Here is a 15,589-nt window from a genome sequence, read left to right on the forward strand (position 1 = left end):
CCTCAGGGAGAAATCCCTATTGGGCTGGATGGTTTTTTTGTAGGGGAGCAGCCGGTCACAACTTAAGCTGCATGTTATATAAATGCGCATAGGTGCCGCCCAGTGCCAAAAGCTCTTCATGCGTTCCCTGTTCCGCAATCTCGTCATCGGTCAACACGATGATCCGCTGTGCATTCCGGACCGTAGACAGCCGGTGGGCGATCACCAACGTCGTACGGTTGTCGGACAGCTTCTCCAGCGACGACTGTACTGCCAGCTCGCTGTCATTGTCAAGGGAACTGGTGGCTTCGTCAAAGATGATCACGGGCGGATTTTTGAGAAACACGCGTGCAATGCTGAGCCGCTGCTTCTGACCGCCGGATAACTTGATTCCGCGCTGGCCGATGTCGGTATCATAGCCGTCCGGCAGCCCCATAATGAAATCATGGGCATGGGCCTTTTTCGCCGCCTCGATGACTTCCTCGTGGGTCGCCTCCACGTTGCCGTAACGGATATTATCCATAACTGTGCCGGCAAATAAATAGATATCCTGCTGGACGATGCCAATGTTCCGCCGGAGGGAGCGCAAAGTCAATCCGCGGATGTCTTTGCCATCCAGAAGAATGGTTCCTTTGCTGACTTCATAAAACCGGGGGATCAAGGAGCACAGCGTCGTTTTCCCGACGCCGGACGGACCGACGATGGCTACGTATTCGCCGGCTTCGATGGTAAGAGACAGGTCGGTCAGCACTTCCCGGTGATCGTCTTTATACTTGAAGGAGACCTGCCGGAATTCCACCTTGCCTTCGGCATGGCCGAGCTCTGCCGCACCTGGCGCGTCGCAGATATCCGGCTCTACCTCCAAAATCTCCATGAACCGGTCAAACCCCGTCATACCTTCCTGATACAGCCTTGCGAAATTCACCATCCGCTGAATGGGCTCGATCAGAATGCCAATGCATAAAAAGAAGGTCAGCAAGTCCGGAAGCTGCATCGACGAGTGGAGGATAGCGGCACCGCCGAAGACGATAACGGCGACGGTAATCAGCTGTGTAAAGCCGATCATTCCGCCAGAGAAAATGGCTTCGCTCTTGTACCCGTCGCTCCGGCTCTGGAGAAAGCGGGCATTGGCCCGGGCGAATTTGCGGATCTCCACGTGCTCGTTCGTAAACGATTTGACCACACGAATTCCGGCGAGGGAGTCTTCCACCTGCTCATTGATGTCCCCGATCCGGTCCCGGCTGATTCGCAGAGCCGCATTCATTTTCCGGTTAAAATAAAACGCGTACGCAGCCATCACCGGCAAAAACAGAAAGACGATCAAGGTCAGCTTAACGTCGATCGCGATCAAAATGATAAACGCACCGGTAAATTTCAAGATCGAGATGAGCAGGTCCTCCGGTCCGTGATGGTACAGCTCGGCAAGGGATAAAATATCGTTTGTGGTCCGGGTCATCAGCTGGCCGGTTTTTTGTTCGTCGTAAAAACGGAACGAAAGCTTCTGCAAATGCTCGAACAGTTCGCTTCGCATGTCGCCTTCCATCATCGCGCCCATCATGTGGCCTTTGTAGTCCACGAACACCTCGCAGGCAATATGGAGAATGACCAATGCGAGCATCCCCGCACCGACGGCATAGATTTGGGACAGCGCGTCAGAATGAGCACCGTCAAGCAGCTCGGAGGTAATGTAGCGGACGCCGAGCGGAAGAACAAGCGTAATCGCCGACAAAATAAAAGCGCATGCCATATCGGCGGCAAACAGTCCCTTGTAGGGTCTATAGTAGGAAATGAATTTTTTAATTCTGGAATTCAATTGGATTCCTCCCGTAATGCAGGAGGGTTAAAGTATAGTCGCCCTCCCGTTTGTAGGTAAGACGGCGGTTTTTTTCATAGAAAACACCCTTTCCATAAGAATTACTTTCATCATATCCGAACAGATTTCCATTTAGGAGTAAAATTTGCCTATATCTAAAAATTACTGCGATGTGGGTACGTTTTATTAACGGCTCATGGGATTGATTCATGAAGGATGGGGCGGGTAATGAAATAAAACGCACTTTCTTATAAAAAGATGCGGGCTCCTGTGCAGGCAGTCCTCTTTGTGTTACGGAAGGAGCTGATTTATTATCCGGCATCATCTCATGGAGTTTGAGCAGCTTAAGACGGATGAACATCATTGGCATTGGGTGGTCAAGTTCCGGCACCACCGGCTTGTGGTCCATGAACCCGGCAAGGTTCTGCGGATCGCGAGCGACATCATCATTTCGCTGTGCTACATCAGTGGCAGCATGCTATTTTTTCAGGAGTCGATGCAAACGGCGGGCGTGTGGCTGTTCGTCATGGGCAGCTTCCAAATGCTTGTCCGCAGCGTGCTGCGCATTCTGGGCAAAATCGATTGGAAACAGCGCTAAGTCATTACGCAAAAAAGAGGTCTGGCTGCCATGTGAATCCAGGTCCTTTGGCATGGACCCCGATAATGATCATTCAGATGCAAGAGAAAAAGCCGCATTGCTGCGGCTTTTTCTCTGTCCAGGGAACGTGTGGGTTATTGATCTTGTGCCAACTCATATCTAAACACTTCGGACGTTCTGAATGACAATGTTGCTGTGAGGCAGCGACGGAATATCGCTGAAGCTGTAGCTTAAATCCTGCTGTGGCACGTCATAGCTCATCCGGTTGGCCAGGAAGTCGAGGCTCTCCTTCATGATTTCCAGGGTTAGCCATTCGCCGGCGCACCGGTGCCCTGTATCATGATCGCCTCCGCCTTGAGGAATAAACCGGAAAGGGGAACCTCTCCAATGATGAAAACGGTCCGGCATAAACTTCTCCGGCTTGTCCCACAGGTCCGGGTGGTGATTGGTGCCGTACAGGTCCAGCATGGTTAACGTCCCTTGCTCAAATCGATAACCTTTCCAGACAAAATCCTCTGCCACCCGTGCCGCCGTCACGGGGAAGAAAGGATAGAAACGGCGGACCTCCTGGATAAAGTGGCCAAGCCGCACCTCATCCGATCCGGCCAGCTTTTCCCGCTCTTCATGCTGCTGAATGACGGCAAGTGCGGTAAAGGCGATATAAATGGAAACGGCGACGATCGGGCGAATAATATTCAGCATTTCCATGGCGGCAGTTTTTAAGTCGAGCAGCTGGCCATTCAGATCCCGGTAAAAAGAGATCACGGCCAGTGCCGAATGTTCCGGCGCTGTGAAACGGTTGGCGCGCACGTCTTCAATCAGGCCGCTGACCCAGGACTCCGCCTTGGTTCTGGCGTTCCGGCCTTTCATATAGGTGATTCCAATGGAGGCGGGAGATTCGAACAAGGCGCCGAACCAGCCCGTTTTCTCTCGTACTTCTTCCGGCTCAAGCGGAACTCCAGCCCATTCGCAGGCAACCCGGCATAACAATTCCTTGGCTTCCTCGTAAATCTCGACTTCTTTCCGCGTTTCAAAGTTTTTCGCTGCAATCTCCCAATATTTTCGGGTCAGCTCCCGTATACGCTGCATCGCGTCGTCGGACATGAGGGACATGAACATCGCTTTCCGGTGGCGATGGGCTTCGCCGTCCAGCGTTTGAACCCCGTTTTCACCGAACAGCGTTTTGATCACGCGTTTGGGTGCCGCACCGAACCGGATAAATTTGTCCTCGTCATAAAACAGCCTGGCGGCTTCTTCCCCGCGCATGCAAATGGCCCGTTCGCCAAGCAAACGCGTCTCGAATACATCCGATTGAAATCCGAGGGTTCGGTTCGTGATGTACAAATAGCCTTCTTTAAGAAAAGCTAAACTATGATCCAAGCCTTCTTCTGCCGGCATCGGTCTGTTTCCTTCCAACATGAGTGCAACCTCCTTTTACAAAATAAACCGCATCATATATACATACCCGAACTGTACTCGATTGATCGTACCCGGCATGGACATGAGAAGGATCTGGATAAACAGGGGTACGAATCAAAGTATTCCCATTCTCTCCGTAGGATAACAGGCGACCGCAAACCAAGCTGCTTTGGAGGAAGCGGTCAAGGAACACTGAATGTTCCGGAATCCTGGGTCGTTTTGAGGGGGTTTTTGGAGGAGGATATGTAGAGAACTTTGTCGAATTAAACCTAACTAGTAAATAACTTCCATGAAGGCGGGAGTTCTTCTCGGGTTAGTGATTGGATGGTAGAGATAAGGGGGCAGGGGATTTTATGGCTGGAAGGAAACTGATTATGGGTATCGACGGAGGGGGCTCCAATACCAGAGTGATCATTGCAAGTCCGGAAGGAAACATCGCTGCGTACATCGAGGATCAGAAAGCGGCATCGCAGCATCGGGATAACCAGGCAACGGATAATGTCAAGACGGCGATCCGCAAAGCCCTTTCCGTCGCGGGGTGTTCTCCTGGGGAAATTTGCGGCATGGCCGCAGGCATCGCCGGTTACGACCGGGATCAGGATTTAGAGTGGGTGAAGGAACTGACCCATTTACCGGAAATAACATGCCCCAAGTGGCACGTAAACGATGCGGTCGCCGCCCATTATGGTGCATTGATGGCAAAGCCAGGCGTCGTGGTGATTTCCGGTACAGGCTCAATTATTTTCGGTATCAATGAAGAAGGGGAATACATACGTAATTACGACTATCATCACTATGCTGCAAGCGCAGCCAGGTTTCTGGCCTATGACGCCGTTTATGAAGCCATTGCCGGACATACGGGCGATACTGACGGGCGTCTGGTTCATGATATGCTCTCGCATTGGAATGCAGCCGACCTTGGGGAACTTGCACTCCTGGGCAGGAACGGTTTCCATGATGACCGCCGCGAAAGGGACCGGGTATTTGGAGCCTTTGCTCCTTATGTTACAGAGGCGGCAGCGGCAGGCAGTTCATTAGCCCAAGCGGTTTGCGACCGGTCCATTCACCAGATCGTGGTCGGCATCCGCTTGCTCGGACGGCATTTTCAGGCCGAAACGCTGCGGGTTGCGTGCATCGGGAGCGTGGCGAACAGCACTTATTTTCAGGGAAAGCTTAAGCGTATCTCCACAGATGATCCGGGAAGACCATTCCGTTTGATGGATCCGCATTTTCCTCCCGTTGTAGGCTCGTTCTTGTATGCAATGGAGCAGCTGGGACTTCCGGTTACGGACGATGTCCTTGAGAGGTTGAGCAGCTCAGCTGGCACATGGATGAAAGCCCCAATCTAATGGATTCGGAGGAAACGATTCTTGTTTCCATACCAAATAAGGAGCCATAAGAATACATTAACGCAACAAAGTCTGCGACAGCGGGCTTTGTTTTTTGTGTCTGCCTGGCAATGCAACTTTTTTTAAAGTTCTCGAAAGAAAAATATTGAAATCCAGGAAAAGGTCCATTACAATAAAAACAACTCAACTACCATACTAGTTATACTAGTATTCCAATTGTCTTCTGAACTGCCTCACCATTTTTATTCCGGTCTATTGTGTTTCTAGGTTCAAAAAAGCTTTGGAGAACAGATGTCTTGAGTTTTTTGAGGGTTATTTGTAAGCGCTTTAAGAAAGGGGAGGTCTTTTTCAGGGTTCGACGACCGCACTTGAGCCACACGAATTGTAAGCGGTTTATCCGTCTGCCCGGACCGGGATGAATGTTCATATGTGAAATGGTTGCGCGAGACATCAGACGGATTGGTACGAGAAGTGCACAAATAACAGCGACATGTTCTGCGCGGATTGGAGTGATCTGAAGAATGGAAACGAAGGCCGCAAGCCCCGTCTTGCCCCAGGAGAGAGCCGTCAAAAAACAGAAGCAGCGTTCTGTAGGAAGGCTTCTACGCAAAGACTGGCAGTTGTATTCGCTCTTGGTATTACCGATCATTTACCTGCTCATTTTCAAATACGGGCCGATGATCGGCAACGTCATCGCTTTCCGTCGTTTTGTTCCCGGCGGGAGCATTTATGGAGAGAAATGGGTAGGGCTTCACTACTTCCGGATGTTTATCCAGGATCCCACCTTCTGGAAGGTATTTACGAACACGCTGATTCTCGGCGCGTTGACCCTGCTGTTCACGTTCCCGATTCCGATTATCTTTGCGTTACTGCTTAATGAAGTGAAGAACAAGAAGTTCAAGAAATTTGTTCAAACCGCCTCGTACATGCCACACTTTCTGTCCATTGTCATCGTGGCCGGCATGATTCTGCAGATGACTTCGGCGAGCGGCTCCATCAATGCACTCATTCGTTTCTTCGGCGGGGACGGCATTAACTTCATGCAGCGGGCCGAGTGGTTCCGGGCGATATACGTCACCTCCGAAGTGTGGCAGGGCATGGGTTGGGGAGCGATTCTGTATCTGGCCGCACTGACGACGATCGACGAGTCGCTGTACGAAGCAGCCAAAATTGACGGCGCCAACCGCTGGAAGCAGACGCTGCATGTAACGATTCCCGGCATTCTGCCGACCATCGTCACTCTGCTGATCCTGAACATGGGCAGCTTCCTGGCGATCGGTTTTGAAAAAATACTGCTGCTGTACAATCCGGTCATCTACGAAACTTCCGACGTCATTTCTACATATTTGTTCCGGGTCGGTCTTCAATCCAGCAGCTTCAGCTACGCCACGGCCATCGGATTGTTCGAATCGATCATCGGGCTCATTCTGGTGTTCTCAGTCAATGCGATTTCCAGAAAAGTAACGGAAAGAAGCCTATGGTAAGGAGGTCCTCAAGTGAAAGATTCCGCTTCTTATAAAGTGTTCAAAGTCGTCAACACGATCATTTTGCTGCTGATTGTCTTCATTACGGTATTTCCTTTCATTAACGTGCTCGCCCAGTCCTTCAGCAGCGAGGCTTATATCAATGCGGGGAAGGTCAACCTGATTCCGAGAGGCTTCAATATCGACACGTACCGGACGGTGGCCAAGGACGCGATGTTCTGGACGAACTACAAAAACACCGTCGTGTATACGGTGGTCGGAACGGCCATTTCGATGTTCATGACGACGATCTTTGCCTACGCCTTGTCCAAGAAAAGGCTGATGGGACGCAAATTTTTGACGATGTTCGCGGTGTTCACCATGTTCTTTAACGGCGGGCTGATCCCGAACTATGTGCTCATAAACAGTCTTGGCTTTGCCAATTCGATTTGGGCGATCGTCGTTCCGGGTGCCATCAGCATCTACAACATGCTGATCATGAAATCATTTTTCGAGAACATGCCGGAGGAGCTGGAAGAAGCGGCTTCGATCGACGGTTTGAATACGTACGGGATTCTGTTCCGCATTATTCTTCCGCTCAGTAAGGCGATCATGGCCACCATGATGCTGTTCTATGCGGTGGGACATTGGAACTCATGGTTTTCCGCTTTCCTGTACATGGACCAGAAGGAACTGTTCCCGGTCACCGTATACTTGCGGAACCTCATTGCCGGGGCAACAGGTGGCGCCTCCGCGGGGGCGACGTCAGCGGATAATCTGACCCAAATCTCTGCGAACATTAAATCGGTCACGATGGTTCTGACTATTCTGCCAATTCTGCTGATTTACCCTTTTGTCCAAAAGTACTTTGTATCGGGTGTTATGCTGGGTTCCGTGAAAGGATAAATCCGGTCCGGATCGCCGCATTCATTTCATAGCTTTACACTTCTTTGCAGTTCCGATATTCATTCATGGGGGGAGTAAACAAATGTTCAAGCGTTCTCGTAAAAAATGGGGAATGACGCTGATGGCCGCAGTGATGAGCCTGTCCGTGGCTGCCTGCAGCAACAATCTTGGCGGCAGCGGCGGGGAAGCCAAGGACCAATCCAAAGGTGCGATGGAAAATTACGGCGTTAACGTTTCTTTCAAGGCAACCGAGCCGTTTAACCTGCCGATTCTTTTCAGCGACCAGCCGGCCTACCCTTACAAGAAGGACTGGATGCTGTTCCAGGAAATCACGAAAAGAACGGGCGTCACGCTTCAGCCAACGATCGTTCCGATGAGCGATTACAGCCAGAAGCGCTCGCTGCTGATCAGCTCGGGAGACGCTCCGCTGATCATTCCGAAAACGTATCCCGGGGAAGAAGCTTCCTTTGTGTCATCCGGTGCGATTCTGCCGGTAAGCGATTACATTGATATGATGCCGAATTTTAAGGATAAAATCGAAAAATGGGGCATGGAAGAGGAGCTGGACGGACTCCGGCAGGAGGACGGTAAATACTATGTACTCCCTGGCCTGCATGAAGAGGTATGGCCGGATTATACGCTGCTCGTGCGGACCGACATTTTTGAGAAGAACAACATTCCGATTCCTGCGACCTGGGATGAGCTGTATACCGCTCTCAAGAAGCTGAAGGAAATTTATCCGGACTCGATTCCGTTCTCCGACCGGTTCCAGTTTAACAGTACGCTGAGCATCGCGGCGACCGGATTCGGAACGAAGGGCGGCTGGGGATTCGGCAACGGTCTCACTTACAAAGCGGACAAGGACGAGTTCGTGTACACGTCCACGACGCCGGAATACAAAAATATGCTGACGTATTTCAACAAGCTTGTATCCGAAGGCCTGCTGGACAAAGAAAGCTTTACGCAAACGGACGATCAGGCGACTCAGAAGTTCGTATCCGGTAAATCGTTTGTGATCAACGGCAACTCCCAGACCGTCGTGCTGCATCGTACGGACATGAACAAATCGCTCGGAGAGGGCAAATTCTCCATCGCCAAAATTACGGTGCCAGGAGGACCTGCAGGTCAGCTGATGTCCGGCTCCCGTCTGGAGAACGGCGTGATGATTCTGGCCAAAGCCAAGGAAAACCCGAACTTTAAGGCGATTCTCCAGTTCATTGACTGGCTCTACTACAGCGACGAAGGCGAAGAGTTTGCCAAGTGGGGTGTTGAAGGGGTAACGTATACCAAAGAGAACGGCGTCCGGAAGCTGGTCGACGATATCAACTATAACGGCCTGAACCCGAAAGGAACGAAGGATCTGCGTATCGATTATGGCTTCTCCGGAGGGGTGTTCGCCTACGGCGGTACAACGGAGCTGCTGCAATCGATGTTCAGCGACGAAGAGAAGAAGTTCCAGGAAGATATGAAAAAGACGAAAACCGTCATACCGGCCGAGCCGCCGATCCCTTATTCCGTGGAAGACCGCGAGCAGGCGACCCTGCTGAGCACGCCGCTGAAAGACTACTCGGATCAAAACACGCTCAAATTTATCCTCGGCGAGCGACCGTTGTCCCAGTTCGACGCATTCGTGAACGAGCTCAAGGGCCAGGGTCTGGATAATTATGTTAAGCTTGCCAACAAGACTTATAAAGCTTATAAAGAGAAGAAGTAAGTCGGTAAGTCGTCATAAACACGAACTTATCTGAAGTTACACGAATCGGGTTGCCGTTTCGCCAGCGAAATGGCAGCCTGTTTTCAACTCGCCGGGCGTTATGCCGTATTAGCATGACATCCACAACGAACATCCATGCTTTTCATGGTCCGAAGGAGTGAATGGTTTGCGTGTTACCGCTCAGGAGGTTGTAACGTATTTAACGGAACCCGCGGGGGATTTGCAATCCCGGATCGACCGGATCATCGCCGGAACTCCCGAAGCGGAGGTCCGCGGAATCGGGGTCGCTTTCATCGCTTCCCATGATGTTGTCCTTGAGGCCATCCGGCTTGAGGTGAACCTGCTGGTTACGCACGAAGGGACTTTTTACAGTCATCAGGAAGAGCAGGGTTTCGCTCCGGAAGATCCCGTTCATGCGGCCAAGCGGAAGCTGATCGAATCGGATGATATGATCATTTACCGGTTTCACGATCATCCGCACAGTTATCGGCCGGATATCATCACGGCAGGACTGATCGAAGCATTGGGATGGGAGGATGATGAGCACCGGGATCTCGGAACGGCTTCCGTTGTGCGGCTGCCGCAGAGCCGTAGGTTATCCGACATCGCCGAGCATGTAAAACAGAAGCTGAATCTGCCCTACCTGCGTGCCGTCGGCGATCCCGAAACGGTCTGCGGGCTAATCGGAGTTGCTGTCGGGTACAGGGGAGGTGGACAGCACGCGATCCCGTTATTCGAGCAAGAACGTCTGGATTTGATGATCATCGGTGAAGGGCCGGAATGGGAAACGCCCGAATATGTCAGGGATGCAACCGCGCAGGGACGAGCCAAAGCGCTGTTGATGCTGGGTCATGCAGCCAGCGAGGAACCGGGGATGAAGCTGATCAGCGAACGGCTTGCCGGCAGATTTCCCGGACTTCCGGTCCACTTTATACCAACCGGTTCGATGATAGAAATCCTGTAAGTGCCCGCAGTGTTGTCCGACTAAATTATTTTAAAAAAAGAATGTTTGGCAGTCATTTCAACCTTCGCGTGTTGTGAAATGAAAGCAAGGAGAAAGAGGTAACCGTAATGTCGACAGAGCAGAAAATCAAGGGTTCCACCAGGGCTTATTCCTATAACCTGCTGAGGGAAAGAATTCTTCATTTGGAGCTCGAACCCGGCACCAAAATTTCGGAGAAGGAAATCGCGGACGAGCTGAACGTCAGCAGAACGCCCGTCAGGGAAGCGTTTATGAAGCTGGCGGAAGAAGAACTGCTGGACATCATCCCGCAGAGCGGCACCATTGTGTCCCGCATTAACCTGAAGTATGTGGAGGAAGGCCGGTTTATCCGCGAGAAGCTGGAAAAAGAAATCGTGGCGCTTGCCTGCGACCAATTGGATAAAGACGCTCGGTTCAAGATTGAAGCGAACATTGCCATGCAGGATGTTTGTGCCGGGCAGAACAATTTCTACAGGCTGTTTGAGCTGGATGAAGAGTACCATCAGATCCTGTTTGACGCCACCGGCAAACAGCGGACGTGGAAAATGCTGCAGCAGCTGAACATTCATTTTAACAGGCTGCGGCTGCTCCGGCTCTCCAAAGACTCCAACTGGGAAAATATTATTCGTCAACATAAGGAAATTTACCAGCTGATCATTCAGCAGGATAAAGAACACGCGATGAAGGTGATGGAGCAGCATCTCCGCCTTGTCGTCGTGGAGCAGGACTTTTTAAAAGAGAAATATCCGCATTATTTTATATAAAGATCATCGGGAGGGACGAGAAGCTCATGGCGCAAGAGGCAAGGCTTCCATACTCGTCAGCAGATCAGGGCTGGCTCAGCTATACGAATAATGAATCACTCGCCGGGATGAAGGAACTGACCCAAATCGCGGTATATGGCAATTCGGATGTGATCGATTCCGCGCTCGCCGAACTCACGCACGGCATTCGTGAAATGACAGGCGCCCTTCCTGCCATCGTGTCAGACCCGGATCGGCAGGCGTCGAACCTGATCCGGCTTGCTTTACTCGAGGAGATCGGTGTACAGGAAGAATGGATGAATGCAGCACGGATCAAGGATCTAGGGGAAGAAGGGTATGCCATCCGGCGTCATCCCGAGAACGGCGGCGGCTCGCTGTATGTGATGGCGAATACGGACAGGGGCCTCTTGTACGGCACATTTCATCTGCTGCGGGTTCTGCGGACCGGACAGGAACTGGACCGACTGGATGTGACGGACAGCCCGCGGAATCCGCTGCGCATGATGAACCATTGGGACAATATGGACGGTTCCATTGAGCGGGGGTATGCCGGCAGATCGATCTTTTTTCAAAATAACCGGTTTGTTGAGGATAACGCCCGTATCCGGGACTATGCCAGGCTGATGGCGTCCATCGGCATCAACGGCATCGCGATAAACAACGTCAATGTCCACCGGACGGAAACGCAGCTGATTACTCGGCAGTTTCTGCCGGACGTGGCGAATGTGGCCGGGATCTTCCGCCGTTACGGCATCCGATTGTTTCTCAGCGTCAACTATGCAAGCCCGATGGAGCTTGGCGGACTGGACACGGCCGATCCGCTGGATTCCCGGGTGGGCGATTGGTGGAAGGAAAAAGCAAAAGAAATATACGAATATATTCCCGATTTCGGCGGATTTGTCGTAAAGGCGGATTCGGAGCATCGTCCGGGCCCGTTTACCTATGACCGTACGCATGCGGACGGTTCGAACATGCTGGCGGAAGCGCTGGAGCCGTTCGGCGGGCTCGTCATTTGGAGATGCTTCGTGTACAACTGCCTTCAGGATTGGAGAGATCGGTCAACGGACCGGGCCCGCGCAGCTTACGACCATTTTAAACCACTGGATGGACAGTTCAAAAACAACGTCATTCTCCAAATCAAAAACGGTCCGATGGACTTTCAGGTCCGTGAAGCGGTATCCCCGCTCCTTGGAGCCATGCCCGGCACGAATCAGATGCTGGAGTTTCAAATCACGCAGGAGTATACGGGGCAGCAGAAGCATCTGTGCTATCTTGTTCCCCAGTGGAAAGAAATCCTGGACTTTGATACGTTCGCCGAAGGCCAGGGCACCGAGGTCAAGAAAGTGGTCTCCGGGGGGATCTACCCTTATCGAGCCTGCGGGATCGCCGCCGTCATCAACGTGGGAGACGACCACAATTGGACGGGGCATACGCTGGCGCAGGCCAACCTTTACGGGTACGGCCGCCTCGCCTGGAATCCGGATCTGACCGAAAAGGATATCACAGGCGAATGGATTCGTCTTACATTTGGCGGCGATTCTTTGGTTTCCGCAGAAATCGAACCTATGCTTGCAGATTCCTGGCATGTTTACGAGAGCTACACCTCACCGCTTGGCGTCGGCTGGATGGTCAACCCGGGGCATCACTACGGACCGAATGTCGACGGTTATGAGTATTCGGTGTGGGGGACGTATCATTTTGCCGATTGTCACGGCATCGGCGTAAACCGGACGGTCAAGGACGGAACCGGCTATGTCTCCCAATATTTCCCCGAAAATGCACAGCGGTATGAATCGCTGGAATCGTGCCCGGATGAGATGCTGCTGTTCTTCCATCATGTTCCGTACAGCCATGTGCTTCATTCCGGCAAGACGGTGATCCAGCATATTTATGACACCCATTTCGGCGGTGTGGAGGGGGTGGAGCAGCTGATCGGGCGTTGGAGCAAGCTGGAAGGTCATATCGATGAATGGCGCTACCGGAATGTCTGGGAGCGGCTGCATATTCAATTGGAGCATGCCAAAGAGTGGCGGGATGTCATAAATACGTACTTTTACCGGAAATCCGGTATTCCGGATGCAGCCGGCCGAACCATCTATTAGTCATTCAACTATCATATCCCTTACGAGTAGAGCAGGAGGTAGGCTCATGGCAGAACTGACAATGGAAGCGGGAACCCGAAGCAGGAAGATGAGCTCGTTCAATACGGGCTGGTTGTTCGCCCTGGGAAATTACGCAGGCGCCCAACAGCCGGATTTTAAAGATCAGGAGTGGCGGAAGCTGCAGGTTCCGCATGACTGGAGCATCGAGCAGCAGGTGGATCCCGCCATGGCATTCGGCGGCATGCAGGCTTACCTGCCGCGATGGAACGTGGGATGGTACAGAAAGCACTTCCATATCAAATCGTCATCCGACAATGAGCGCGTCTATATTCAGTTTGATGGGGTTCATCATAACAGCGAAGTATGGATCAACGGTCATTTCGCCGGAAAACGGCCTTACGGGTATGTCAGCTTCCAGTACGATCTGACGCCTCACATCAAGTGGGATCAAGACAATGTGATCGCGGTCAAGGTGGACAATACGCCGATGCCATCCGACCGGTGGTATTCGGGCTCGGGTATTTACCGCAACGTATGGATGATTCGTACGGATGAGCTGCATGTTGCAGCGTGGGGAACTTTCATAACAACACCGGAGATCCACCCGGATAAAGCAACGGTCCAGGCGCAAATCCGGGTAAACCATCATGGCGAAGAGCCAGCGGATTGTATAGTTATTACCGAATTCGTGGACAGCCGGGGTGTGGTTTTGGGTAAGTGCGAATCTCCAGTGACCACATCTCCTTCAGAGGAGGTTACGGTCGATCAGGAAACGGTGATCCCCTCTCCGCATTTGTGGTCGCCGGAGCAGCCGGACTTGTATTATGCCCGGACAACGATTGTTCGGGACGGATCTGAAACCGATGAATATATAACGCCGTTTGGCATCCGTGAAGTCGTTCTGGACCCGAACCGGGGCCTCGTTCTCAACGGGGTGCCTTTGAAGCTGATGGGCGTGTGCATCCACCATGATCTGGGCTGCCTGGGTGCAGCCTACAATAATCAGGCCATGAAGCGCAGGCTGGAGAGGCTGAAGGAAATGGGCTGCAATGCGATTCGCTTTGCCCATAACCCGATGGCCCCGGAGCTGCTTGATCTATGCGACCGCATGGGCTTTCTGGTCATTGATGAAGCGTTCGACAAGTGGAAGTCGCTGTATTATGAGCACTTGTATGATGATTGGTGGGAGAAGGATCTGGAAGCGATGCTGATCCGGGACCGGAACCATCCGAGCATTTTTCTGTGGAGTGTCGGCAATGAGGTCGAAAATCAAGGGCAGCCATCCATGCTGGTCATGCTGAAGCAGCTTACCGATTACTGCCGCAAGCTGGATCCAACACGCCCTGTCACCTGCGCGCTCGAACCGCATAACGTGCCAATCAGCCTGCGCGAAGGCCCGATTGAAGACAAGGTCCTGCATACGAAAAAGATGGCGGAGCTGGTTGATATTCTGGGGCTTAATTATCAGGAGCAGTGGTATGAGCATTACCGGGAAGCTATGCCGGATACGCTGATCGTCGGCACCGAGACGTTCCCCTACTACCGGGGGGAAGGCAACCGCGTGAAGGGCTACCTTCCGGTCAATCCTTGGTTTGATGTCGAGAAGCATGACTATGTTATCGGGCAATTTGTCTGGGCAGGAATTGATTATCTGGGAGAGGCTTCATACCCGTACAAAGGCTGGGCATCTGGACTGATCGATACCTGCGGCTTCCGCAAACCGATTTCTTATTTGCAGCAAAGTTTCTGGTCGGAAGAGCCGATGGTTCATATCGCCGTGTTCGATCCGGCACAAGAGGATGCCGGCGCGCAGTGGACGCTGCATTGGAAATCGCCTGGGCTCGCGAGCCACTGGACCTTTCCCGAGCAGGCGGGCAGATTGATGAGGCTTGTTACGTTCACCAATTGCGAGAGCGTGGAGCTGATCATGAACAACGAATCGTACGGCGTGCGGAAACTGACGGATTACCCGAACCGCCTCATGGAATGGCATGTGCCCTACCATGCCGGCACCATTCGTGCGGTCGGCCGTAACGGCGATGCGATAGTATCCGAGTATGAGATGAAAACGGCAGGAGCGCCGCATCGAATCGTGCTGGACACCGACCGCTCCCTGCTGAGGGCGGACGCCCGTGATATCGCGCATATCGAAGTCAGCGTCGTGGATGATCAGGGGATCGTCGTCCCGAATTCGGACTTCGAGTTAAGCTTCGACATTCAAGGTAAAGGCGAGATCATTGGCACTGATAACGGCGATTTGCGCGACCACGAGCCTTATAAGAGCAGCCGCAGGGAAACCCGCGGAGGCCGTTGCCTCCTGGTCGTTCAGTCGGGACTGGAGACCGGCGAAGTGGTGATCCGCGCAGCTGGGGACGGTGTGGCAGCGGGTGAACTGCGGATTAAGGTGGAAGAATGAAATGAATGCAGGTCTCATGATGAACTTGTTTGCAAAATATCGAATCTTTCAATGTACTCGTTGTTAAAGCCTGCACCGCAGGCT

At 52.4% G+C, this 15,589-nt stretch carries 11 protein-coding genes; 9 read left to right on the top strand and 2 right to left on the bottom strand.

Going from position 1 to position 15,589, the window contains the following annotated elements:
• Positions 1 to 55: 55 nt before the first annotated feature.
• Positions 56 to 1,792: an ABC transporter ATP-binding protein gene (locus GCU45_RS31595; RefSeq protein WP_152403946.1), complete on the bottom strand. Its 1,737-nt coding sequence runs from the start codon at positions 1,790 to 1,792 to the stop codon at positions 56 to 58.
• Between the two features lie 328 nt (positions 1,793 to 2,120).
• Here GCU45_RS31595 and GCU45_RS31600 point away from each other — a divergent pair, with 328 nt between their 5' ends.
• Positions 2,121 to 2,390, top strand: a complete 270-nt coding sequence (locus tag GCU45_RS31600) for a YrhK family protein (RefSeq protein ID WP_152403948.1) — start codon at positions 2,121 to 2,123, stop codon at positions 2,388 to 2,390.
• A 159-nt stretch (positions 2,391 to 2,549) separates the two neighbouring features.
• Here GCU45_RS31600 and GCU45_RS31605 read toward each other — a convergent pair whose 3' ends face one another.
• Positions 2,550 to 3,809: a CYP152 family fatty-acid peroxygenase CypC gene (locus tag GCU45_RS31605; protein ID WP_152403950.1), complete on the bottom strand. Its 1,260-nt coding sequence runs from the start codon at positions 3,807 to 3,809 to the stop codon at positions 2,550 to 2,552.
• 353 nt (positions 3,810 to 4,162) lie between these two features.
• On the opposite strand from GCU45_RS31605, the gene GCU45_RS31610 reads away from it, so the two are divergent.
• The 8 genes from GCU45_RS31610 to GCU45_RS31645 all read left to right on the top strand — a co-directional run bounded on the left by GCU45_RS31610 (position 4,163) and on the right by GCU45_RS31645 (position 15,505).
• The gene (locus GCU45_RS31610) at positions 4,163 to 5,158 is read left to right on the top strand and encodes a BadF/BadG/BcrA/BcrD ATPase family protein (RefSeq protein WP_152403952.1); all 996 of its coding nucleotides are present in this window, start codon (positions 4,163 to 4,165) and stop codon (positions 5,156 to 5,158) included.
• Between the two features lie 521 nt (positions 5,159 to 5,679).
• On the top strand, positions 5,680 to 6,642 hold the full coding sequence (locus GCU45_RS31615) for an ABC transporter permease (RefSeq protein ID WP_152403954.1): 963 nt from the start codon (positions 5,680 to 5,682) through the stop codon (positions 6,640 to 6,642).
• Positions 6,643 to 6,654: 12 nt separating this feature from the next.
• Positions 6,655 to 7,527, top strand: coding sequence for a carbohydrate ABC transporter permease (locus GCU45_RS31620; protein WP_089547061.1), 873 nt, complete (start codon positions 6,655 to 6,657; stop codon positions 7,525 to 7,527).
• 82 nt (positions 7,528 to 7,609) lie between these two features.
• Positions 7,610 to 9,241, top strand: a complete 1,632-nt coding sequence (locus GCU45_RS31625; RefSeq protein ID WP_152403956.1) for an ABC transporter substrate-binding protein — start codon at positions 7,610 to 7,612, stop codon at positions 9,239 to 9,241.
• A gap of 157 nt (positions 9,242 to 9,398) precedes the next feature.
• A complete protein-coding gene (locus GCU45_RS31630; protein ID WP_244364764.1) occupies positions 9,399 to 10,205 on the top strand; it encodes a Nif3-like dinuclear metal center hexameric protein in 807 nt (268 codons plus the stop codon).
• Positions 10,206 to 10,312: 107 nt separating this feature from the next.
• Complete coding sequence (locus GCU45_RS31635; protein ID WP_152403960.1) at positions 10,313 to 10,987, top strand: GntR family transcriptional regulator; 675 nt, start codon at positions 10,313 to 10,315, stop codon at positions 10,985 to 10,987.
• 26 nt (positions 10,988 to 11,013) lie between these two features.
• Entirely contained in the window at positions 11,014 to 13,089 is a 2,076-nt protein-coding gene (locus GCU45_RS31640) for an alpha-glucuronidase family glycosyl hydrolase (protein WP_152403962.1), read from the top strand.
• Between the two features lie 46 nt (positions 13,090 to 13,135).
• Complete coding sequence (locus GCU45_RS31645; protein ID WP_152403964.1) at positions 13,136 to 15,505, top strand: glycoside hydrolase family 2 TIM barrel-domain containing protein; 2,370 nt, start codon at positions 13,136 to 13,138, stop codon at positions 15,503 to 15,505.
• The last annotated feature ends 84 nt before the right edge of the window (positions 15,506 to 15,589 follow it).

Origin of the sequence: Paenibacillus cellulositrophicus (assembly GCF_009363095.1) — a bacterium.
In the GTDB taxonomy this organism is placed as follows: Bacteria; Bacillota; Bacilli; order Paenibacillales; family Paenibacillaceae; genus Paenibacillus_AQ; species Paenibacillus_AQ favisporus.

Coding starts and splice junctions, on each gene's coding strand:
- GCU45_RS31615 (WP_152403954.1), top strand. CDS start 5,680: ATGGAAACGAAGGCCGCAAGCCCCGTCTTGCCCCAGGAGAGAGCCGTC.
- GCU45_RS31600 (WP_152403948.1), top strand. CDS start 2,121: ATGGAGTTTGAGCAGCTTAAGACGGATGAACATCATTGGCATTGGGTG.
- GCU45_RS31605 (WP_152403950.1), bottom strand. CDS start 3,809: ATGTTGGAAGGAAACAGACCGATGCCGGCAGAAGAAGGCTTGGATCAT.
- GCU45_RS31635 (WP_152403960.1), top strand. CDS start 10,313: ATGTCGACAGAGCAGAAAATCAAGGGTTCCACCAGGGCTTATTCCTAT.
- GCU45_RS31625 (WP_152403956.1), top strand. CDS start 7,610: ATGTTCAAGCGTTCTCGTAAAAAATGGGGAATGACGCTGATGGCCGCA.
- GCU45_RS31645 (WP_152403964.1), top strand. CDS start 13,136: ATGGCAGAACTGACAATGGAAGCGGGAACCCGAAGCAGGAAGATGAGC.
- GCU45_RS31610 (WP_152403952.1), top strand. CDS start 4,163: ATGGCTGGAAGGAAACTGATTATGGGTATCGACGGAGGGGGCTCCAAT.
- GCU45_RS31640 (WP_152403962.1), top strand. CDS start 11,014: ATGGCGCAAGAGGCAAGGCTTCCATACTCGTCAGCAGATCAGGGCTGG.